This window comes from Nocardia iowensis (assembly GCF_019222765.1).
Taxonomy (GTDB): Bacteria; Actinomycetota; Actinomycetes; order Mycobacteriales; family Mycobacteriaceae; genus Nocardia; species Nocardia iowensis.
The window spans coordinates 24,385-46,243 of sequence record NZ_CP078145.1 but is presented as its reverse complement, the minus strand read 5'-3'; the positions used below and the strand labels follow the sequence as shown (position 1 = coordinate 46,243).

Here is a 21,859-nt window from a genome sequence, read left to right as displayed (position 1 = left end):
GCGCGAGGGGAGCATCATGGATCCCATGGCTGATCTTGCTGCGTTTATCCGAGGGCTGCCGAAGGCCGAGTTGCATCTGCATCTGGAGGGGACGCTGGAGCCGGAATTGAAGTTCCGGTTGGCCCGGCGCAATGGGATGCAGTTGGCGGAGCAGACCGTGGACGAGGTCAAGCAGACCTACCAGTTCCACGATCTGACCTCGTTTCTGCAGGTGTACTACCCCGCCATGCAGGTGCTGCAAGAGGCCGCTGACTTTCACGAGCTGGCCTTCGACTACCTGACGCGGGCGCACGACCAGGGCATCCGGCATGTGGAAATGTTCTTCGACCCGCAGGCGCACACCGGCCGCGGCGTCGCGTTCGCCACCGTGATCGACGGATACCGCTCGGCCATCGTGCGAGCGCGGCGCGAATTCGGGATCTCCGCCGAGCTGATCCTGTGTTTCCTGCGCGACTACTCCGCCGAGTACGCGATGGCGACGCTGCTCGAGGCGCTGCCGTACCGCGACTGGATCATCGGCGTCGGGCTGGACTCGGACGAACGCGGCAACCCGCCGAGCAAGTTCGCGGCCGTCTTCGCCCGCGCCCGCCGCGAGGGCTTCCTGCTGACGATGCACTGCGATATCGACCAGCCGGACTCGATCGAACACATCAGGCAGGCGCTGGAGGACATCGGCGTCGACCGCCTCGACCACGGCACCAATATCGTCGAGGACGATCGGCTGGTCGAGCTGGCCAAAGCCAAGGGGATCGGCCTGACCTGCTGCCCGGTCTCGAATTCGTTCGTCACCAGCCAGATGAAGTCCGATGAGATCGTCGGACTGTTGCACCGCGGGCTCACCGTGACGGTGAACAGCGACGATCCCGCGTACTTCGGCGCGTACGCGGCGCAGAACTATGTGGCGCTCGCCGAACACGCCGGTCTCGACATCGATCAGGTGGTGACGCTGGCGAAGAACTCTTTCCGCGCCTCGTGGATCACCCCCGCGCGGCTGGACCACTTCCTCCGCGAGATCGACGACTACGTCGCGGCCAACCGGTAAGCGACTACCGACCCGCTCCAATGGGTACCGGTCCCGGCGGTAAGACCGGGAACATCGGCGGCGGCAGCGCCCGGCGTTGCCGCTCGGCAATGACCGCACCAAGAATCTGCAACGGCGGGTATCCCTGCGGGACCGGGACTTGCAGTCGCGCGCACACCGCGTCCACAAGGGCACAGCCCAGCTCGTGTTGCGCGGCGGGTGTGAGGGTGCGGAACCTGCTCAGATACTGACGCACCGCGAGCGCCAGCTCCTCCGGCAGCATGGCCAGCTGCAGCGGCGCGACCCACCCCGCCAGCCACGGCGGTGCGATCGCGAGCAGCGGCACCGGCAGCGGCCGCTCCGCGTGCACGACCACGGTGCCCGCGAGCACGTCACCGATCCGGCGCGCGTTCGGTGAGCACAGCGAGGTGAGCACCGCGACGGCACCGAACAGGCCGAGCATCCAGAAGTCGACGATCGCGCCGGCCAGCCCGCGGGTGAGCGCGTGCCGGAAGTCGATCGGGCCGCCGTCGGCGCGCACCACCCGCAAGCCGACCAGCAGCTTGCCCAATGTGCGCCCCCGCCAAGCGGTTTCGCAGGCCACCGGATACCCGACCAGTACACCGACGATGCTGACCAGCACGACCACCTGCAGCCACGCCGAATCCGCACCCGAAGGCAGCAGCACCGTGACGGCGAGCACGAGCAGGATGCAGCCCAGCACGAACTGCACCACCACGTCGACGAGGAACGCGGTGGCTCTGGTGGGGATCCGGGCGATCGGCAGCTCGAGGGCGACCGCTTCGCCGGTGGTGAATTCAGCCATGTCGATAGCATTCTTCCGACCGGTGGTAGCGGGAGGCAACCGATGGATGTAGACGCGTACAGCTACGCACACCGAAGGACCTGGGAGCGGCTCGACTATCTGGCCAAGCGGGGCGGGCTCACCGGGGCCGAGGCGGACGAACTCGTCACGCTGTACCGGCGCACGTCGCAGCAGTTGGCGCGGCTGCAATCGCACAGCCCGGATCCGGAACTGATCGCCGGATTGAGCGCACTGCTGGCCAGGGCCCGCGGCAAGGTGATCGGTACCAGGACCGACACCTGGCAGGAGATCGGCCGGTTCGTCACCAACGGCTTTCCCGCCGCCCTGTATCGGGCGTGGCCGTGGTGGGTCAGTGTGGCCGCGGTGTTCCTGCTGGTGTCCGCCGGGTTGGCCAGTTGGGTGGACCGGTCCGATTCGGCCCGTACGGTTCTCGGCATTCCGGAGGACACCCGCGCGCTGACGGAGCGTGGCGGCGCGTTCGAGACCTACTACTCCGAACATCCCCAGGGGGCGTTCGCCGCGCAGGTGTGGACGAACAACGCGTGGGTGGCGGCGATCGCGTTGTTCACCGGGGTGCTGGTCCTGCCCGCGGTGTATCTGCTGTTCATGAACGCGCTCAATCTCGGCGTTTCGGCGGGGTTGATGGCCGAGGCGGGGCGGCTCGATGCGTTCTTCGGGTTCATCCTGCCGCACGGCACGCTGGAGCTGACCGCGATTTTCGTGGCGGGTGGTGCGGGGCTGAAACTCGGTTGGACGCTGATAGATCCGGGTCGGCTCAGCCGGGTGGCGGCGGTGGCGCGACAGGGCAGGGCGACCGCGACGGTGGCGCTCGGGTTGGTCGGAGTGCTGCTGGTGTGCGGTGGCATCGAGGGTTTCGTGACGCCGAGTGCGCTGCCTGCTCCGGTGCGCGTCGCGATCGGGTTCGCCGCCGAGGCGTTGTTCCTGGTCTATGTGTTCGTCGTGGGTCGGCGGGCGGTGCTGGCGAAGGCCGAGCGTGCGCTGAATGAGTCCGGTGACGGGTCAACTGCGGGGCGGTAGACAACCTCGGGCACACGTTGAGCGAAGCGGGTTCGGACAATCGGTAGCAACGCCGGGTCACGGCTCGGTTTCGATGTCCCCCATTTGAGTTCCGCTGGCCGCAGCGAGTCGAGCTCAGCTGCGGCCAGCGTTGCCGTTGACTCTACACAATCGTTATGCCGATGCAACCCTCGTCGCTCGTGTCAAGCGTATAAAGCAGCACGCCAGCAAACCCAGGTGAGGACGCCGTTTTTCACACTTCCAGCTAACTTGTGGCTGCCTCTGCGGCGACCCTTTCGGTGGGCTCACAAGTCACCGATCAGGGGAATCCGCAGGTCCGCCTATATCCACAATTGTCGCGGTACAAACATTCTTCACACGATTAGCTAAGCCGTCGGCATAGACCGCTCGATGTCGGGGCCGTACGCCAGGTGACCTGCGCGTTCCCCACGGAAGATCGGGATAGCTGGACAGTGGATGAACAGAAAGCGACCGTAGGTTTGTTTACAGCGTAATTAACACGATGCATACCTGGTTGAACTACCCGTGGACATGCATGTGTCTTGTCAAGATCAGGAATAACCAGACACCGAAAGGTGTCTACCCACCTGTGCTGACAAGGGCCGTTCAGCACCTCGGCCGCAACCTCGAGCGGCTATGTGATCTTCGCCTCACCCACCGCACCAGACCCGGAGAAATCGGCGAAATCGACACGGCGGCAAGCGTTCCCCGGCACAGATCAGGCGGTGGCCGGGTGGCGCCGACTTCGGCCGTCAACGATGCACAACCGTGGGCAAGCCGTGCCCCGCGACTGCACAACGTTCCCACTCGTCCACAGGCTGGGGGTCGCGCCGAGTCCACCGCTGTGGACAGGATCGGCACGCCCCGTTGCCACTCCGGTTGCCGCCCATCGATTCGATCGATGTGCACACCCCGGCTGCTCGGCGTCATCCACAATGCCGGCGCTGCATCAACAGTTTTCGCCGCCGGTTTTCCGCCCGACCCGGACAGTCATCCACAGCCACGAGCCAGGCTCTTCTGAGTCGATCGCCCCGCAATGCTCGAGCTCAGGCAGGCGAAGCGAAGGTGAACACCACTGGGCCATCCCGAAACAACACACAGCCTCATCCACAGCCCCGCCGCACCGCCGCCAAACCTGGTGCACCGCAATATCGCGCCCAGGAGCCGCCACATCGAGGATGGCCCCCGGTCGACCATCCTCGAGCAGCACACAGATCTATCCACAGGAAAATCGTTAACCCTCGGTATGTGCACAAACCTCGAACCCGGCTGAGCGGCAGCGGCATCCGTACCCAGCGGCAGGAGATACCGGCGCCCCCACCGAGACTCGAAACCGGGCTCAGCCGACGCGCAGTACCCCGGTGACCGTGCCCTGCAGAAGCTGACGTCCGTGCGTGATCAACGGCGACATCTGCAGCGGATCATCGACAGTGGTGCCGGGCAGTGGACGACGGGCGGTCACCGCTCCGGTGTCCGGGTCGAGCACGGTGAACGCGTAACCGTCCAACGGTGTGGTGGTGTCGAGTCCGACCCGGGTCACTGTGTACACAGCCCCATCGGCTGTGGACAAGTGCGGGACGGCCGCGCTGCGCACCGTGTTCTCCCACACGGTGTGGCATCCGTTGTCCGCTACATCCACCCGCGTCATACCGCCGGTGAACGGCGCGGTCGGCGGGACGGCGGGTCCCGCGCCTTCGGGCACGGCCGGATACGGATACCCGTACGTGCTCGCGACGAACAGCGAACGACCGAGGCCGATCGGTGAATTCTCGCTGCCCGCACCGCCCTTCGTCAGGACAGGTTGTGCGCACACCAATTGTCCGGTTCCCGAACGGAATACCAGCGCATTGACCTGGCCGTCGGCGTTGTCGACGATGGTCAGGTAGTCGGCGCCGGTGTTCGGCCCGAAATAGGTGGGTGTGGATCCGGTGCCCCAGCTGAGCTGTCCGGGCTTGCGCGCCGAGCCCCGTTCATAGGCCGCGCGCCACAGCACCTCGGGCCGCCCCGACGAGTCGGCCCGCAGTTCGTACAGTGCGTGCGTGGTCGCGATCGCGATCCGCCCGCTCGGTGCCGCCGAAATGCTGTTCGCCACTTGCTCGCCGACCGGCAATGTCACCGTCGCCACCGCACCGGCGGCCGCGACCAGGCCGACCACTCCCTTGCCGGTCGCGAACCAGACATTCCCGGACCAATCCGGCACCAGCCCGGTCACGTTGTCCCCCACCGGAATCACCGCCGACAGATCGGCGACCTGCTCACTCGTCAGCCGCCATCGGCCCGTCGCGTCCCGCGCATGACCGATGCGGAGCATACGGTTCTCGCCGTCCACCACAACCAGCCGGTCGTTGTTGTCCAGATACGCGTAGACGCCGCCGAGCAGACTGCCTTTGGCAAGCGGAAAAGCGGCCAGCGAGTGCCCGATCGGACCGGGGGCCGCGGGATCGATCAGATGCACCGTCGGCGTCCGGTCGACGATGGCCGTGCACAGCGCGACCACCAGATTGTCCGACCCTTCCAGCAGGGTCGGGCACGCCGAAGCCAACGGGTAGGCCGAAACCGACACGGGACCGGCGCCGGGTCCGGCGAGCGGCGTGGCGTCCGACGAGCCCGCGTCCCCGTGCATCGTCGCGGTGCCGAGCGGTCCGAGAAACGGGTTGGGCGGGGCCAGCGGACCCAACGGGCCGGTCGCCGTCGCAGGTCCGGTTGCCAGCAACGCCATCGAGCAGGCGGCAAGGAGGATCAGCGGTACGCGCATCGCGGTCTTTCGGGTCGGTGACACTGCGTCCGATCGAACCGAAGTGAACGCCATCGGCACAGTATTCGAAACGTCGATGATCCAAATATCGGTCGGCCGACGCCTACGATGACGCCATGAATCTGCGTGCCCGCGTGTTGTCCACCCTGGCCGGTCAGCTCGGCAATCCACACGGTGTGCTCGGCAAGGGCGTGGCCTTCATCCTCAACCGCGGCAACAAACGCGCCATCGCCGCTGCGGTGGACGCTGCCGCGATCGCCGAGGGCCAGACCGTCGCCGACCTCGGATTCGGCGGCGGCGCCGGGCTTTCCCTGCTGCTGGACCAGGTCGGCGCCGACGGCACCGTGCACGGCATCGAGATCTCCCCGGACATGCTCGCCCGCGCCAGCGCGGGCCACCCGAGCGAAATCGCCGCGGGCCGACTGCGACTTGGCGAGGGCTCGCTCACCGCGCTGCCGCTGGCCGACAACAGCCTCGACGCCGCGATCACGGTCAATACTCTTTATTTCGTGCCGGAGTTGGACGCCGTCTGCGCGGAGCTCACCCGCGTCGTCCGGCCCGGCGGCAGGCTAGTGATCGGCATCGGCGACCCGGATGCCATGGCGAAGCTGCCGTTCACGGCCTACGGCTTCACCCTCCGCCCGGTCGCCGACGTCATTGCCGCGCTGGAGAAGTCGGGCTGCGCCGTCACCCACCGGCAGCTTCCGAATCCGCCGATCCCGCATCATCTGTTGATCGCCACGCCCGCCTAGCTCGCTTACATCAACGCGCCGCCGTCGATCCGGATCTCCGTTCCGGTCATGTAGCGGCCGTCGTCCGAGGCGACCATCGCGACCACACCCGCGATGTCCTCCGGGCTGCCGAGCGCGCCACCGTTGAGCCAGCCGGTCATCCGGGAGAACAGCTTGGGATCGAAGCCCTCCGGCTGGTCCAGAATCGATTTCGTGGTGATGCCACTGGTGATGCCCGCGGGCACGATGTTCACCGCGCGCAGTCCCTGCTTGGCGTATTCGAGCGCGATCGCGTGGGTGAAGGCGTTGACGCCGCCCTTGGACGCCGCATAGGCCGCGAGATACGGCGCGGCGCTGAAGGCCGCGGTCGAGGAAATGTTCACCACCACCCCGTGCCCGGATTCCACCAGCGCGGGCAGCACGGCCTGCGTCATCAGGAAGGTGCCGGTGAGGTTCACCGAGATCACCTGATTCCAGGCGTCGAGCGGCATCTCGTGGGTGCGCGCCGGGCGCAGGATGCCCGCGCCGTTCACCAGGACGTCGAGTCCGCCGAGGAACTCCAGGGCCGTCTCGGCGGCCGCGCGGACCGAGGCCGGGTCCGCGACATTCACCGCGACCGTCCGCAGTCGATCGGCGGCGTCGCCCGCCTTCTCGGCCGTTGCCGCCAGACCGGGCTCATCGATATCGGCGGCGACCAGCTGGGCCCCCTCGTCCAACAGCCTGAGGGCGATGCCCTGCCCGATGCCGGAGCCGGCTCCCGTCACCACCACGCGGCGGCCGTCATATCTGCGCATGCCAAGAATTAGAACAGGTTCTCATTGTGAGTCAAGACACTTCCGTCGGCTCATTCCGCGGGCACCGAACTGAAACACGTTCTAGTGTGAGTAGATGCCGCACGACGCGTTCCAGCCGGCCGAGCTAGGGCCGGTCCAGCTGCGCAACCGCATCATCAAGGCAGCGACGTTCGAGGGGCGCACGCCGGACGCGTTGGTCACCGACGAGCTGATCGACTTCCACCGCGCGGTGGCGGCGGGCGGCGCCGGGATGACCACGGTCGCCTACTGCGCGGTCGCGCCCGAGGGCAGGACCGACCGGCATCAGATCTGGATGCGTCCCGAGGCGGTGCCCGGATTACGCAGGCTCACCGACGCGGTGCACAGCGCGGGCGGTGCGGTCTCGGCCCAACTCGGTCACGCGGGTCCCGTCGCGAACGCCGCCTCGAACCGCGCGACCGCACTCGCGCCGAGCACACAATTCAGTCCGATCAGCCTGCGGCGCACACACGCGGCGACGTCGGCGGACATCCGGCGGATCGTCGCCGCGCACGCTCGCGCCGCCCGCCTGGCGGCGCGGTCCGGATTCGACGCGGTGGAACTGCATTTCGGGCACAACTATCTGATCAGCTCCTTTCTCAGCCCGGCACTGAACAGACGCTCGGACGAATACGGCGGCAGCCTGGTCAACCGGGCCAGGCTGGCGAGGCAGACCGCCGACGCGGTGCGCCAGGAAGTCGGCGGCGAGATCGCGGTGCTCGCGAAGTTCAACATGGACGACGGTGTGCGCGGCGGTTTCGGCGGCGACGAAAGCCGGTCCGTCGCACGGTGGCTCGCCCAGGACGGCAACCTGGACGCCCTCGAACTCACCGTCGGCAGTTCGCTGCGCAATCCGATGTACCTGTTCCGCGGTGACGTACCGCTGCGCGAATTCGCCGACCAGTTCCCGCCGCCGCAGCGCTGGGGTATTCGCCTGGCGGGCCGCCGATTCCTGCGTACCTACCCGTATCACGAGACCTACCTGCTCGACGACGCGTTGCGTTTCCGCGCCGAACTCGGTATCCCGCTGGTGCTGCTCGGCGGGATCGCCTCGCGCGCGGCGATCGACACCGCGATGTCGCATGGATTCGAGTTCGTCGCCATGGCTCGCGCGCTGCTGCACGACCCCGGACTGATCAACCGCATGCGGGATGAGGCGGCGACGGTATCGCAGTGCACCCATTGCAATCGCTGTATGCCGACGATCTATCGGGGCACGCACTGTGTATTGACTTCTCCGGTACCAGATCCGGCGGCGACAACCTAGTCCGGCGTCCTGGTCATGGATAGTCAAAGGCCCGGTCCTGGTGGACCGGGCCTTCTCTCAACCGACTGCGTCGGGCTGGTGCCGACTATTCCGTTCTCGACCTTCGGTCAGGGTTTGGCTGCCGCCGCGGTCAGTTCCGGCCCGACGATCGATACCCATTCCGTCATCTCGGGGGAATCATCCTTGGCGATTGCCGCGACGTCTTGCCTAGTGCAGCCATTTGCCACCGGGACTCCATCGAACCGTTCCTGGAGCCATTGATACGTTCCCGGCACCGACAAGAAGGCCTGCGAGTAGGCCTCACCGACGGTGATGCGGTTGTACGTGATGCGCCCGTCGTTCTGGCAATAGGTGTCCACCAGACGGTCGGTCGCATAGGCGGGCATAATCCAGTCGCCCATCGACTGGAAGATATACATCGGTCGGTCCGGAGTTGCATTCCCCATCTTGACCATGTCCAAATACTTGCTCGGCAGCGGCTCGCGCGTCACATCCGGAACGTCGAAGAGCCCCTTTATGTTCAGGTTGGGAAAGGTCGAAACCGACCAGCCCTGGCACACATTGCTGTGTACGGACCGAAGTCCCTGACCAAGCGGATTCATGTGCTGATCGATGTAGGCCTGCAGTTCCGGGTATTCGCGCGTCAGGCCGATGATGCCCGCGAAAACCGTTCCGGCAGCGGGCCCGTTGTTCTGGTAGTCGACCAGGTCGCGGAGATCTGCTGCGGTGGAGCCGGAAACAGCACCGACAACATTGACGTCCGGGGCGTAGGTGGCGCGCAGTTCGGCGGCGTGCACGGTCGGGATGGAGCCACCCGAGTCACCCCACAGGCCGACCTTCGTGTCGCGGCCGGGAAGTCCCATCGGCTTGAAATTTTCCGTCGCCCTGATGCCATCCAGGGTGATCCGGCCAGCCAATGGGCCCGCCGCGAACGCGGAGAGCAAGCCTTCGTGGTCGGGAATGGAGACAGCCCATCCCTTGGTGACCGCGTAAAGGGCCATCGGGAGCATGAAGTTGGGGCCCATCGTGCCCGCGTAGTTCGGGGGCAGCGCCAACAGCTGGCTGGTGTACGACGGCGCGCAGTGCGCCGCGACAGCGTCCTCCGGTATTTGGACCGACAACAAGTTCGACGGGCTGCTGCCGCGCGGCTTCATGACTGTCGTCACCGCGGCAATCGGCTCATCGCGGCTGTTCGTCGAACGGTACGACAGCTGCCATGCGTCGACGTCGGGCTGAATAATCGACTGGAACGCCGGATGCACTTCGCGAGCGGCAATGATCTCGCCCGGTTGCTTGGCCTCGACCACGTCGCGCGGCGGATTCAGGAACACCTGATCATCCGCGGGCAGTGCGGGCGGAGTCAGGGCAGGCTGAATCGGTACATAGTCGTCCGCACTGGCGAAGCCGGCGCCTGCCACTTGAATCACGGCCGCCGCACTGGCGGCCAACATCGTTGTTGTCCGCCCATATCGGCGGTGCCGTGTTTTGAACATGTTCATACCTGATCCTTCAGCTGAGGGAAAGGTGCATGACAAGCTGCGACCGGGAGTAGCAGCACCAAATCCCTGGCGAATGCAGGTTTTTGCGAAAGTGACCACTCCGGTGTGAGCCGCCGCAAGCGTAGATGAACATTTGAATAATCCAGTGCGAAACACCGATAGAAACGCAATTGAACCGAACTACGTGACGCAGGCGTTGTCTCGGTCGGCGGAATTACTACCTGGCGGAATCATTTCCGCGTCAAGTGAAGTCCGGATTGTCCGATGTGTTACGCAGGCTCCGCGGCCTTTTCGGCCGTCGGCTCAGCCGGCGCGGGCCAGAAATGTCGCGATGTCGGCAGCGATGCGTTCAGGATATTCGCCGTTGAGGGCGTGGGATGCGTTGTCGTAGACGAGGATTGTGCCATCACGGAGAGTGCGCCGGGCATGGTCGGCGGCCTTCGCGCTGTCGTGCATGACCGACCGGCCCGCCATGATCACCAGAAACGGCATTGCCGGCCGACGCAATTCGGCATCGTCGAACTGCGTCGGCGCGGGTAAAGCGAGGGCGTAATGGCGCATACCCGCTTCGATCATGTCCGCCGTCGGCACCTGTTCGACGGGTGCCCCGCCCGCCACCCAGCTGTTGAAGTCGTCGCGCCAGCTCTTCGGAAACCAGCGCACCGAAGCCGGAATCGACCGGACAATGGCGCGCCAGGACATCGAGGCGAAGGTCATGACCGGATCGAGAACGACGACACCGGCGACCTTCTGCGGTTGGCGGATAGCAAGATTGGTAGCGGTCCAGCCGCCGATGGACAGTCCGACAAGAACTATCTCCCGGTCGGGAAGTTGCTCGATGGCCTGATGTAGCCACGCGGCCTGCGCCTCGTCGTCCCCGACCGGCTTGCTCTGCACGCTCGCACCCGGCTCGCCGAGCAGATCAACCAGATACACCGTTCGCAGGGCCGTAAGCGAGGCCAGATTGTCGGCCCACATCGGTGCCGCAGCCGCCCGCCCAGGGAGCAAAAGCAGCGGGGCCGCTGTCGGATTCGCGCCATCGAACCGATACATCCGGACCACGCCGTACTCGGTACGCAAGTCCAGCGTCGCGCTCGGCGGCGGCAATTCCGCGAACGCCCGGTGGTAGGCGGCGAAGAATTCGTCATATCCCGCAGCAGAGGTGAAGTGACCAACCGGCGAGTTGTCACGCACCGCGAGCCAAGCGATCAGCGCGGCAACGAGCACAGCGCCCACCACACTGGCCACAATGCGACGCCGTGCACGACGCGGTCGTCCGGCCGACTGCTTGTCGTCCGAAACCTCAGTCTGCTGCATCGCGACTCCCCGGATTGGACACCAAAGCCGTCACCATCCTGCTCGAATCGCTGCCGACAGGACAGAGGAGCGAGCCCACAGACAGAGGAGCGAGCCCACAGGAGCGCAGCCCCGGCACGGGGTCCGGGGGGCAACGCCCCGCCGGGCGGGGCGTGGGGGCTGCGCCCCCACAAAACACTGAACGAAACGAGAAAAGCCCGCGCTCTCTGCGAGCACGAGCTTCCCCGAGTGAAGTGGGCGAAGGGGGACTTGAACCCCCACGTCCCGAAGGACACTGGCACCTGAAGCCAGCGCGTCTGCCATTCCGCCACTCGCCCGAGCGACTCGGAGACAGTATCACGCACCCTGCGCCGACACGAAATCGCCCGTGGGGGCCCGTGACGCGGGGGCTGGACAAGCGTGGGAACCCGCTGATCTTTCCAAGAGTTACAGGTGTGGACGATCGTGGATATCATGCAATGAACGTGCTCGATACGCGACACGCCATATACGCGTGTCGTTGTTACGAATCAGAAGAAGAGACGCTCACCGAAGGGAGGCCGAGATGGGCATCGTTTCACGGTTCGAGCGTCGTCTTCAGGGCGCCGTCGGTGATGTGTTCGCCAGGGTCTTCGGCGGCAACGTCGTGCCCCAGGAGGTGGAGGCGGCGCTGCAACGGGAGGCCGCTGATCATGTCCAAGAGCTCGGTGGCGGACACCTGTTGGCGCCCAACAGCTATGTGATCACTATCAATTCTTCCGATCACCAGCAGTTGGACGCCGACCACGACCTCACCACCCGCGCGTTCGCCAAACACCTGCAGGATTACATCCGCGAGCAAGGCTGGCAGACCTACGGCGAAGTACACGTGGCGTTCGAGGCATCCCCTACGCTGCACACCGGACAGTTCAGGGCAAGCGGCCGGGTCGATCCGGACGTCGGTCGCCGAGCTACACCAGCTCACAGCCCCGAACCCCCGCCACAACGACCTGAAAACCCGCAACCAGGAGCTGGCCCCATGACGCAGAACTCAGGCTACGACCCGAGTCGTGAGCCCGCGGAGTCCGATCCACGCAACCGCGGGTACGCCCCACCGCCTGCCGGTCGCGGCGGTGCGCAGAACGGCGCGTACCGCGAGGACTACGGTCGCGGCGCGGCGCCCTACGCCGCCGACTATCAGGCGCCGGACGGTCAGCAGGGTTACGGCGACTATCAGAACGGCTACGACTACCAGCAGGGCGGCCAGGCCTACGGCCAGCCGGGGTATCAGGAGCCGGGGTACGGCCAGCAGCCGGGTTACGCCGATCGCGCCTACGGTCAGCCGGGTTACCAGGAGCCGCCTGCTTACGGTCAGCCGGGTTATCAGGAACCCGCGGCGTACGGCCAGCCGGGTTACCAGGAGCCGGGGTACGGCCAGCCGGGGTATGCCCAGCAAGGCTACGGCGATCAGGCTTACGCGGACCCGGCCTACGGCCAGCAAGGCCAGAGCTACGCCCAGCCCGGCTACGGCCAGCAGGGCTACGCCGACCCGGCCTACGCGGACCCGAGCTACCCCGACCAGAGCGGCTACGCCCAGGAGGAGCAGCCCGGTTACGGCCAGGCCTACTCGCAGCAGCCCGGCTATGCGGGACAGCCCGGCTACCCCGCCGCGCCCGCGTACGGCGCTGCCCCGCAGGCGGGTTCGGGCTACTCCGCGACCCTGCAGCTCGATGACGGTAGCGGTCGCACGTACCAGCTGCGCGAGGGTAGCAACATCATCGGCCGCGGCCAGGACGCGCACTTCCGGCTGCCCGATACCGGTGTCTCGCGCAGGCACATCGAGGTCCGCTGGGACGGGCAGACCGCGATGCTCTCGGATCTGGGTTCCACCAACGGCACGCTGGTCAACGGTTCCCCCGTGCAAGACTGGCAGCTCGCCGACGGGGATGTGATCCGCGCCGGGCACTCCGAGATCCTGATCCGTATCGTCTGATCCCGTAAGCTCGCGATGCAGGTCACGACATGGCCATCAGGGATTCGTCGGTCGTATCGTGATCGAATTCGACCTACGGCCCTATGATGCTGCCAACACACGCACGGCACCGGAACCGGGGTCGGCAAGGCCAGCACGCCGGTGGGGGTGGTCGAACCGCACCTACGGCACCGACATACACGGTCGAACAGGAGGTGGAACGCCGTGCAGGGACTGATCCTGCAATTGACCCGGGCGGGGTTCCTGCTGCTGTTGTGGTTGTTCGTGTGGGCGGTGCTGCGCACCTTGCGCAGCGACATCTACGCGGCATCCGGCATACGGATACAGCCCAGGGCCGCACGCGGTTCCGCGGTGCTGCCCTCCTTCAGCCGGGGCCAGAAGGGCGCCAAATTTCTTGTGGTGACTCAAGGTTCACTCGCCGGCACCCGCATCTCGCTCGGCACCCAACCGGTGCTGATCGGGCGTGCGGACGACTCCACGCTGGTGCTCACCGATGATTACGCCTCGACCAGACATGCGCGACTGTCCCCGCGTGGCGATGATTGGTACGTCGAAGATCTCGGCTCGACGAACGGCACCTACCTCGATCGCGCGAAAGTCACCACCGCCGTGCGGGTTCCGCTCGGCACCCCTGTCCGTGTCGGCAAAACAGTGATCGAGCTGCGATCGTGACACTCGTTCTCCGCTACGCAGCACGTAGCGACCGCGGTCTCGTCCGTGGCAACAACGAAGACTCCGTCTATGCCGGTGCGCGATTACTCGCGCTGGCCGACGGTATGGGTGGCCATGCCGCGGGCGAGGTGGCGTCGCAGTTGATGATCGCCGCGCTGGCCCATCTGGACGACGACGAGCCGGGCGACGATCTGCTCGGCAAGCTCGACGCGGCGACCCGAGAGGGCAACGCCGCCATCGCCGATCAGGTCGAGGAGGAGCCCGAACTCGACGGGATGGGCACCACGCTCACCGCGGTCCTGTTCGCGGGCAAGAAGCTCGGCCTTGTGCACATCGGTGATTCCCGCGCCTATCTGCTGCGCGGCGGCGAACTCGCCCAGATCACCAGGGACGACACCTTCGTCCAGTCGCTGGTGGACGAGGGCAGGATCACGCCCGAGCAGGCGCACACGCACCCGCAGCGCTCGCTGATCATGCGCGCGCTCACCGGCAACGAGATCGAGCCGACGCTGATCATGCGCGAGGCGCGCGCCGGCGACCGCTACCTGCTGTGCTCCGACGGCCTCTCCGATGTGGTGAGCGACGAGACCATCGCGAACACCCTGCGCGAGGGCAGCACCGACGAATGCGCCGACCGGCTCATCGAACTCGCGTTGCGCAGCGGCGGACCGGACAATGTGACCGTCGTCGTGGCCGATGTCATCGATCTCGACTACGGCCAGAGCCATCCGATCGTGGCCGGTGCCGCATCCGGTGTGGACGAGGACACGCCGCCGCCGAACACCGCGGCCGGACGTGCGGCGGCCATGCGCCCGCCGCGGGCCGCACCGCGCCGCGCCGCCGCGACACCCGAGCCGGAGCCGGAGGGCAAGTCACGCAAACTGCGCTGGCTCGTGCTCGCGTTCGCGCTGGTCGTCGCCGTCGGTGTCGGACTGCTGGTCGGCTACAAGATGATTCGCAGCAACTACTACGTCGGCGCCGACAACGGCTCGGTGGTGATCCTGCGCGGGTTGCCCGGGTCGGTGCTCGGTTACTCGATCCACGACGTGAACCTGGTCGGCTGTGTCACCAAGACGGGTGAGCTGTCCCTGGTCGATCCCGGCGCCGAGTTGCCGTCGTCGTGCCGGATGCTGAAGGTCACCGATCTCAAGCAGACCGGCCGCGAACAGGTCGGTAAGGGACTGCCGCCCGGCTCGCTGGATCGAGCCAAAGACCAGATGCGGTCCATCGCGCAGGGCGAACTGCTCCCGCCGTGCCCGCCGAAGCAGTCGGTGCCGCAGCCGGGTGTGCTGCCGCCGCCGACCGAGCCCCCGCCGTCCGGCCCGCCCGCACCGAGCACCGCCGTTCCGCCGCCCTCCGAGCCCGCGCCGCCGCCGGGCAACGGTGACACCAGGGGCACCGAGATCAAGACGCCGACGAAGTCGGAGGCACCGGTTCCGCCATCGTCCGCGTCGCCGAACCCCCAGATCGCGGGGGAGAACTGCCGGGTGACGGACTGATGTCCGCACCCGCACCGCCGTCCGCAGGGGCTTTTCCCAGTCCCCCCGGCGGCTTCGCTCCCGCGCCACCGCCGAGCACCCGACGCAATGCCGAACTGTTGTTGCTGGCCGGTGCGACGGTGATCACGACGGCATCGCTGTTTCTGGTCGAGGCCAGTCAGGAGCAGTCGGTCACCTGGGATATCGCCAAATACGGCCTGGCCTTTCTGGCATTGTTCGGGATAGCGCACCTCGCGGTGCGCCGGTTCGCGCCGTTCGCCGATCCGCTGCTGTTACCGATCGTCGCGCTGCTCAACGGACTCGGGTTGGTACTGATCCATCGGCTCGACCTCGCCGACGAGCAGAATGCGGCGTACAACTCGTGGCCGGTGCCCTCCCCCGACGCCAACCAGCAGATCCTGTGGACCGCACTGGGCATGATCGTGTTCATCGGGCTGCTCATCGTGTTGCGCGACTACCGCACACTGGCCCGCTACGGCTACACGCTCGGTCTGGTCGGGCTGATCGCGCTGGCCCTGCCCGCGGTGCTGCCCAGCCGATTCTCCGAGATCAACGGCTCCAAGAACTGGATCAAGATCACCGGATTCAGCATCCAGCCCGCCGAATTCGCGAAGATCCTGCTGATCATCTTCTTCGCGTCGGTGCTGGTGGCCAAGCGTGATCTGTTCACCGCCGCCGGACGGCACCTGCTCGGCATGGAATTCCCCCGCGCCCGCGACCTCGGCCCGATCGTGGTGGTCTGGATCGTCTGCGTCGGCGTGCTGGTCTTCGAAAAGGACCTCGGCACTTCGCTGTTGATCTTCAGCACGGTGCTGGTGATGCTCTACATCGCCACCGAGCGGGTCGGCTGGCTGATCATCGGCGGCGCGCTGCTCAGTCTCGGGTTCTTCTTCGCCTATCAGACTTTCGGCCACGTCAAGATCCGGACCCAGACCTGGTTGCACCCGTTCGACGATTACAACAACACCGGCTACCAGATCTCGCAGTCGCTGTTCGGGCTCGCCACCGGTGGTCTCGCGGGCACCGGACTCGGCAGCGGACGCCCCAACCAGGTGCCGTTCGCCAAGACCGACTTCATCATCACCACGATCGGTGAGGAACTCGGCCTGATCGGACTCACCGCGGTGCTGGTGCTGTTCCTGGTGCTCATCGTGCGCGGCCTGCGCACCGCGCTCGCCGTGCGCGACAGCTTCGGCAAGCTGCTGGCGGCCGGGCTGGCGTTCACCGTCGCGATCCAGTTGTTCGTCGTCGTCGGCGGTGTCACCAAACTGATTCCACTGACCGGCCTTACCACGCCGTTCATGTCCTACGGCGGCTCGTCGCTGCTGGCCAACTACGCATTGCTCGCGTTGCTCATCAAGGTTTCCGACGCGGCGCGCGCGCCCGCGCCGGTCCGCAAGAGTGCGCCCGCGGCCCCGATCGCGGACGCGACCACCGAACTGTTGCGCAAGCCGGACGCGGGCCGACCGGAAGCGGGGCCCGCCACATGAACACTCCCCTACGCCGGGTCGCGATCGCCGTGATGCTGATGATCGTCGCGCTGCTGATGAACGCCACCTACGTCCAGGTGATCAAGGCAGACGACTACCGCACCGATCCGCGCAACTCCCGGGTGCTGCTCGACGAGTACTCGCGCCAGCGCGGCCAGATCTCCGCCGGCGGCACCGTGCTGGCCAACTCGGTGGCCACCGAGGACCGCTACAAGTACCTGCGCACCTACCCGAACACCCCCGAGGCCTACTCACCCGTCACCGGCTTCTATTCGATGCAGTACGGCAGCAACGGACTGGAACGGGCCGAGGATTCGGTGCTCAACGGCTCCGACAGCCACCTGTTCGGCTCGCGTCTGGTCGACATGGTGTCCGGTCGCGATCCGCGCGGCGGCAACGTGCTCACCACCATCGACCCGGCCATGCAGCAGGTCGCCTACGACGAGCTGACCAGCAAGGGCTACACCGGCTCGGTGGTGGCGATCGAGCCGAGCACCGGCAAGATTCTCACCATGGTGTCCACGCCGAGCTACGACCCGAACCAGCTGTCCGGGCACGACGGCGCGCGCGGCACCCAGGCCTGGGAGGCGCTCAGCGCGGACCCGCGCCAGCCGATGCTCAATCGTGCTGTCTCGCAGACCTATCCGCCCGGTTCCACGTTCAAGGTGGTGGTCACCGCGGCCGCGCTGGCGAACAACATCGCGACACCGGAGGATCAGTTCACCGCGGCGCCGAACATCACGCTGCCCGGCACCAGCACGCCGCTGGAGAACTACAACGGCTCCAACTGCGGCTCGGGCCAGACCGCCTCGCTGTATGAGGCGTTCCGGCTGTCCTGCAATACCGCGTTCGCCGAACTGGGCGTCAAGGTGGGCGCCGCCAGACTCAAGGACCAGGCGGCGAACTTCGGCATCGGCGAGCACCGCAGCATCCCGATCCCGGTGGCCGAGAGCACCGTCGGCCCGATCTCGGACAACGCCGCGCTGTCGCAGAGCAGCATCGGCCAGCGTGACGTGGCGTTGACCCCGCTGGACAACGCGGTGATCGCGGCGACCGTCGCCAACGGCGGTGTCCGGATGCAGCCCTACCTGATCGACCAACTGCAGGGGCCCGACCTCAGTGAGTTGTCCAAGACAAAGCCGGTCTCGCTCGGCCAAGCGTTCAACGCCCAGGTAGCGTCGTCGCTGACGAATCTGATGGTCGCGTCGGAGGGCAACACCCCCGGCGGCAAGTCCTCCCGCTATCAGATCGCGTCCAAGACCGGTACCGCCGAACACGGCAGCGATCCACGCAACACCCCACCGCACGCCTGGTACATCGCTTTCGCACCCGCTCAGAATCCGAAGATCGCCATCGCGGTGATCGTGGAGAACGGCGGTGACCGGGCGCTGGGCGCGACGGGTGGCAAGGTGGCCGCGCCGGTCGCACGTGCGGTCTTGGACGCCGGTCTGCGAGGGGGCTGAACGATATGGATGTGCGAGTGAAGGTACGGGGATGCTGAACAACGGTGCGATGATCGCCGACCGGTACCGGCTGCAGCGCCTGATCGCAACCGGCGGCATGGGCCAGGTCTGGGAGGCGCTGGACACTCGGCTCGATCGCCGGGTCGCGGTCAAGGTGCTCAAGGCGGAGTTCTCCGCAGACCCGACGTTCCGGCATCGGTTCCGCACCGAGGCCAAGACCACCGCCCAGTTGAATCACCCCGGCATCGCCGGAATCTACGACTACGGCGAGACCACCGACCCGCAAGGCAGCGAAACCGCCTACCTGGTCATGGAACTGGTCCAGGGTGAGCCGCTGAACACGGTGCTGAACCGGCTCGGCAGGCTGTCCGTCGGGCAAGGCCTGGACATGCTCGAGCAGACCGGCCGGGCGCTGGACGTGGCGCATCGGGCCGGGGTGGTGCACCGGGATGTGAAGCCGGGCAACATCATGGTGACGCCGACCGGTCAGGTGAAGATCACCGACTTCGGCATCGCCAAGGCGGTCGACGCCTCCCCGGTGACCAAGACCGGCATGGTGATGGGCACCGCCCAATACATCGCGCCGGAGCAGGCGATCGGCGAGGACGCCACCGCGGCCAGTGATGTCTACTCGCTCGGCGTTGTCGGCTACGAGGCGCTCGCCGGGCAGCGGCCGTTCAGCGGCGACGGCGCGATCACCGTCGCGATGAAGCACGTCCGCGAGACGCCGCCGCCGATGCCTGCCGATCTGCCCGCCAATGTGCGCGAGCTGATCGAGATCACCATGGGCAAGGACCCGAAGGGTCGCTACTCGCGCGGCGGCGAGTTCGCCGATGCCGTCGCCGCGGTGCGCGCGGGCCGCAGGCCACCGCCGCCGAGCGGCACCAATCCCGCGGTGCCACTGACCGGTGCCACCCGGGTGCTCCCGCCCGGACCGACCGTCGTGCTGCCTTCCACGCCATCGGATTTCGATGGTGCGACGGTGCACTATTCCACGCCCGCCGGTGCGGCGATCGGCGCCCATGGCCAGGCCACCGGGCAGGCTCCCGCGACGATGCTGAACACCGGCACCGGCGGTCATCAGACGCCGCCCGGTGACGACAAGCGGTTCACCTCGACGCAGAAGTGGCTGGCCGGACTCGGCGCCGGTGCGGTGCTGTTGGTCGCCGCGACGCTGTACCTGCTGTTCGGTGGCAACACGAACCCCGATTCGACACCACCCGCGACCAGCACCTCCACGCCTGCTCCGAAACCGCCACCGCCGCCGGTGACCAGCACGACGACCCCCAAACCGCTGCCGCCACCGCCACCGACCAGCAGCGCGCCGACCACCACCGAGCCGCCGACCACGACGCCGGAACCGACGACGACCACGCCGCCGCCGAGCAGCACGACACCGCCGAGCACCACCAAGCCGACGCTCACCGCACCGACCACCACTCGGCCGCGAGTGCCGACTATGGACTTACCATTTCCGGAGATTCCCGGTGCCCGAGGGCCCTCGGCCACTCCCAGTACTCCTTCGCAAGGACAACAATGACGACCCCGAAGAATCTCTCCTCCCGCTACGAGCTGGGCGAGATCATCGGGTTCGGCGGGATGTCCGAAGTACACAAGGCGCGCGATCTACGGCTGAGCCGGGACGTGGCGATCAAGGTGCTGCGGGCCGATCTGGCCCGCGACCCCACGTTCTATCTGCGGTTCAAGCGCGAGGCACAGAACGCCGCCGCGCTGAATCATCCGGCCATCGTCGCGGTCTACGACACCGGCGAGGCGAAGGTCGACGACGGCCCGCTGCCCTATATCGTGATGGAGTACGTCGAGGGCGATACGCTGCGCGACATCGTGCGCGGCCAGGGTCCGCTGCCGCCGCGCCGGGCCATGGAAGTGGTCGCGGATGTCTGTGCCGCACTGGATTTCAGTCACAAGGCCGGCATCGTGCACCGCGACATGAAGCCGGCCAACATCATGATCAACCGGGCCGGTGCGGTGAAGGTGATGGACTTCGGCATCGCCAGGGCGATCGCCGACAGCTCCAACCCGATGACGCAGACGGCCGCGGTGATCGGTACCGCGCAATATCTTTCGCCCGAGCAGGCGCGCGGCGAGACGGTCGACGCCCGTTCGGACGTGTACTCCGTCGGGTGTGTGCTGTTCGAAATCCTCACCGGTGAGCCGCCTTTCACCGGTGACTCGCCGGTCGCGGTGGCCTACCAGCATGTCCGGGAAGATCCGCGGCTGCCTTCGCATGTGCATCCGGGGGTGCCGCGTGAGCTCGACTCGGTGATCCTCAAGGCGATGAGCAAGAACCCGGCCAACCGCTATCAGAGCGCGGCCGAGATGCGCGCCGACCTCATCCGGGTGCTCGGCGGGCAGAAGCCGATCGCCCCGATGGTGATGACCGACGAGGATCGCACCACCGTCTTCGGCGCCGACGAACCCGCGCCGCGCAGCTACCGCACCGTCGAGCGCAGCGACGACACCGCCGAGCAAGCACCCGCGGAGCCGTCCGGCCCACGCCGGACCCTCTATCTCGCCATCGCCGCGGCCGCCGGTGTCGCCGTGCTGCTCGCGTTGTTCTGGGTGCTGATCGGTCCGGGCAGCAAGCCGGAACAGGTTGCCGTGCCCGACCTTTCGGGCCGACCGGCACAGCAGGCGCAGGAGGCGCTGCAGAAGGCCGGATTCAACGTTTCCATCCAGCAGAAGCCGGACAGCAAGGTAGCGACCGGCAATGTCATCTCCACCGCGCCGCTCGGCGGTTCCCGGGCGGACAAGGGCAGCGTTGTCACCATGCAGGTGTCCACCGGCCCGGCGCAGGTCCAGGTGCCGAAGCTCGACGGCCTGACGCTGCAGGAGGCCGAGGTGGCGTTGAAGAACGCCAACCTGCAGATGGATCCGAACGTCCAGCACAAACCCTCCAGCGTCCAGGAGAAGGACAAGGTCATCGCGATAGACCCGTCCGCGGGCTCCCGGGTGGACGTCGACAAGGCCATCGTGGTCACCATCGGCAGTGGCCCGGAATCGGTTCGGGTGCCGAACGTGATCGGGCAGGACATCGATGTCGCCCGGCCGAACCTGGTGGACAGCGCCGGATTCAAGATCACGATCCAGGAGGTCCCGTCCGCCAAGCCCAAGGGCGAGGTGCTCTCGACCAGTCCAGCGGGCGGCACTACCGCGGAAAAGGGCTCAACGATCACCGTGCAGGTGGCGGGTGACCAGATCAAGATGCCGTCGCTGATCGGCCTCACGGTCGCCCAGGCGGCGGACAAGCTGCGCGCGGAGGGCTGGACCGGCGGGCAGAGCCAGATCAGTCAGTCACCGCAGGGCACCTTCGACACCAGCAGCGTCGGCCGGATCCTCACTCAGCAGCCGTCGGCGGGCGGGTCGATCCCGAAGAACGGCACGGTGTCCGTCGGCGTGGGTGTGCTCGGCCCGCCCTGAACCTGATCCGTCAAAACACCGACCGGTTGGTGTGGTCAGGGGCAGAATCGGTCTTGCTCCATCCGAATCAGCAGCGC

General features: G+C 66.8%; 16 protein-coding genes and 1 tRNA gene. 11 read left to right on the top strand and 6 right to left on the bottom strand.

The window, feature by feature from the left end:
* Nucleotides 1–25 precede the first annotated feature (25 nt).
* Nucleotides 26–1,042: an adenosine deaminase gene (add, locus tag KV110_RS00205; protein WP_218472529.1), complete on the top strand. Its 1,017-nt coding sequence runs from the start codon at nt 26–28 to the stop codon at nt 1,040–1,042.
* A gap of 4 nt (nt 1,043–1,046) precedes the next feature.
* Here the strand turns inward: add and KV110_RS00200 are convergent, their stop codons facing one another.
* The gene (locus KV110_RS00200) at nt 1,047–1,847 is read right to left on the bottom strand and encodes an RDD family protein (protein WP_218472528.1); all 801 of its coding nucleotides are present in this window, start codon (nt 1,845–1,847) and stop codon (nt 1,047–1,049) included.
* Between the two features lie 42 nt (nt 1,848–1,889).
* On the opposite strand from KV110_RS00200, the gene KV110_RS00195 reads away from it, so the two are divergent.
* Entirely contained in the window at nt 1,890–2,885 is a 996-nt protein-coding gene (locus KV110_RS00195; protein WP_218472527.1) for a stage II sporulation protein M, read from the top strand.
* A gap of 1,339 nt (nt 2,886–4,224) precedes the next feature.
* Here KV110_RS00195 and KV110_RS00190 read toward each other — a convergent pair.
* Entirely contained in the window at nt 4,225–5,694 is a 1,470-nt protein-coding gene (locus KV110_RS00190; protein WP_393537468.1) for a hypothetical protein, read from the bottom strand.
* A gap of 62 nt (nt 5,695–5,756) precedes the next feature.
* Here KV110_RS00190 and KV110_RS00185 point away from each other — a divergent pair, with 62 nt between their 5' ends.
* Entirely contained in the window at nt 5,757–6,392 is a 636-nt protein-coding gene (locus KV110_RS00185) for a class I SAM-dependent methyltransferase (RefSeq protein WP_218472526.1), read from the top strand.
* Between the two features lie 5 nt (nt 6,393–6,397).
* On the opposite strand, the gene KV110_RS00180 is transcribed toward KV110_RS00185, so the two are convergent.
* The gene (locus tag KV110_RS00180; protein WP_218472525.1) at nt 6,398–7,165 is read right to left on the bottom strand and encodes an SDR family NAD(P)-dependent oxidoreductase; all 768 of its coding nucleotides are present in this window, start codon (nt 7,163–7,165) and stop codon (nt 6,398–6,400) included.
* 94 nt (nt 7,166–7,259) lie between these two features.
* Here KV110_RS00180 and KV110_RS00175 point away from each other — a divergent pair, with 94 nt between their 5' ends.
* Complete coding sequence (locus tag KV110_RS00175; protein WP_218472524.1) at nt 7,260–8,450, top strand: NADH:flavin oxidoreductase; 1,191 nt, start codon at nt 7,260–7,262, stop codon at nt 8,448–8,450.
* A gap of 107 nt (nt 8,451–8,557) precedes the next feature.
* On the opposite strand, the gene KV110_RS00170 is transcribed toward KV110_RS00175, so the two are convergent.
* From KV110_RS00170 to KV110_RS00160, 3 genes are all read right to left on the bottom strand, one after another.
* Complete coding sequence (locus KV110_RS00170) at nt 8,558–9,898, bottom strand: lipase family protein (RefSeq protein WP_246634277.1); 1,341 nt, start codon at nt 9,896–9,898, stop codon at nt 8,558–8,560.
* Nucleotides 9,899–10,252: 354 nt separating this feature from the next.
* Nucleotides 10,253–11,266: an alpha/beta fold hydrolase gene (locus KV110_RS00165; protein WP_218472523.1), complete on the bottom strand. Its 1,014-nt coding sequence runs from the start codon at nt 11,264–11,266 to the stop codon at nt 10,253–10,255.
* Between the two features lie 234 nt (nt 11,267–11,500).
* Nucleotides 11,501–11,583, bottom strand: a tRNA-Leu gene (locus KV110_RS00160).
* A 227-nt stretch (nt 11,584–11,810) separates the two neighbouring features.
* On the opposite strand from KV110_RS00160, the gene KV110_RS00155 reads away from it, so the two are divergent.
* The 7 genes from KV110_RS00155 to pknB all read left to right on the top strand — a co-directional run bounded on the left by KV110_RS00155 (nt 11,811) and on the right by pknB (nt 21,782).
* A complete protein-coding gene (locus KV110_RS00155) occupies nt 11,811–13,217 on the top strand; it encodes an FHA domain-containing protein (RefSeq protein ID WP_218472522.1) in 1,407 nt (468 codons plus the stop codon).
* 204 nt (nt 13,218–13,421) lie between these two features.
* Nucleotides 13,422–13,889, top strand: coding sequence for an FHA domain-containing protein FhaB/FipA (locus KV110_RS00150; RefSeq protein WP_014980860.1), 468 nt, complete (start codon nt 13,422–13,424; stop codon nt 13,887–13,889).
* Nucleotides 13,886–15,388 carry a PP2C family protein-serine/threonine phosphatase gene (locus KV110_RS00145; RefSeq protein WP_218472521.1) on the top strand — a complete coding sequence of 501 codons (1,503 nt, stop codon included), beginning with the start codon at nt 13,886–13,888 and terminating at the stop codon, nt 15,386–15,388. The genes KV110_RS00150 and KV110_RS00145 overlap by 4 nt, the downstream gene beginning before the upstream one ends.
* The gene (locus tag KV110_RS00140) at nt 15,388–16,878 is read left to right on the top strand and encodes an FtsW/RodA/SpoVE family cell cycle protein (RefSeq protein WP_218472520.1); all 1,491 of its coding nucleotides are present in this window, start codon (nt 15,388–15,390) and stop codon (nt 16,876–16,878) included. Before KV110_RS00145 ends, KV110_RS00140 begins: the two co-directional genes overlap by 1 nt.
* On the top strand, nt 16,875–18,341 hold the full coding sequence (locus tag KV110_RS00135; RefSeq protein WP_218472519.1) for a peptidoglycan D,D-transpeptidase FtsI family protein: 1,467 nt from the start codon (nt 16,875–16,877) through the stop codon (nt 18,339–18,341). The genes KV110_RS00140 and KV110_RS00135 overlap by 4 nt, the downstream gene beginning before the upstream one ends.
* A 31-nt stretch (nt 18,342–18,372) precedes the next feature.
* Entirely contained in the window at nt 18,373–19,881 is a 1,509-nt protein-coding gene (locus tag KV110_RS00130; RefSeq protein WP_218472518.1) for a protein kinase domain-containing protein, read from the top strand.
* A complete protein-coding gene (gene pknB, locus KV110_RS00125; RefSeq protein ID WP_218472517.1) occupies nt 19,878–21,782 on the top strand; it encodes a Stk1 family PASTA domain-containing Ser/Thr kinase in 1,905 nt (634 codons plus the stop codon). Before KV110_RS00130 ends, pknB begins: the two co-directional genes overlap by 4 nt.
* Nucleotides 21,783–21,859 lie beyond the last annotated feature (77 nt).

What these genes read in the sequence shown, in the direction of transcription:
- add (WP_218472529.1), top strand. Translation starts at nt 26, where the DNA reads ATGGCTGATCTTGCTGCGTTTATCCGAGGGCTGCCGAAGGCCGAGTTG.
- KV110_RS00200 (WP_218472528.1), bottom strand. Translation starts at nt 1,847, where the DNA reads ATGGCTGAATTCACCACCGGCGAAGCGGTCGCCCTCGAGCTGCCGATC.
- KV110_RS00195 (WP_218472527.1), top strand. Translation starts at nt 1,890, where the DNA reads ATGGATGTAGACGCGTACAGCTACGCACACCGAAGGACCTGGGAGCGG.
- KV110_RS00190 (WP_393537468.1), bottom strand. Translation starts at nt 5,694, where the DNA reads ATGGCGTTCACTTCGGTTCGATCGGACGCAGTGTCACCGACCCGAAAG.
- KV110_RS00185 (WP_218472526.1), top strand. Translation starts at nt 5,757, where the DNA reads ATGAATCTGCGTGCCCGCGTGTTGTCCACCCTGGCCGGTCAGCTCGGC.
- KV110_RS00180 (WP_218472525.1), bottom strand. Translation starts at nt 7,165, where the DNA reads ATGCGCAGATATGACGGCCGCCGCGTGGTGGTGACGGGAGCCGGCTCC.
- KV110_RS00175 (WP_218472524.1), top strand. Translation starts at nt 7,260, where the DNA reads ATGCCGCACGACGCGTTCCAGCCGGCCGAGCTAGGGCCGGTCCAGCTG.
- KV110_RS00165 (WP_218472523.1), bottom strand. Translation starts at nt 11,266, where the DNA reads ATGCAGCAGACTGAGGTTTCGGACGACAAGCAGTCGGCCGGACGACCG.
- KV110_RS00155 (WP_218472522.1), top strand. Translation starts at nt 11,811, where the DNA reads ATGGGCATCGTTTCACGGTTCGAGCGTCGTCTTCAGGGCGCCGTCGGT.
- KV110_RS00140 (WP_218472520.1), top strand. Translation starts at nt 15,388, where the DNA reads ATGTCCGCACCCGCACCGCCGTCCGCAGGGGCTTTTCCCAGTCCCCCC.
- KV110_RS00135 (WP_218472519.1), top strand. Translation starts at nt 16,875, where the DNA reads ATGAACACTCCCCTACGCCGGGTCGCGATCGCCGTGATGCTGATGATC.
- KV110_RS00130 (WP_218472518.1), top strand. Translation starts at nt 18,373, where the DNA reads ATGCTGAACAACGGTGCGATGATCGCCGACCGGTACCGGCTGCAGCGC.
- pknB (WP_218472517.1), top strand. Translation starts at nt 19,878, where the DNA reads ATGACGACCCCGAAGAATCTCTCCTCCCGCTACGAGCTGGGCGAGATC.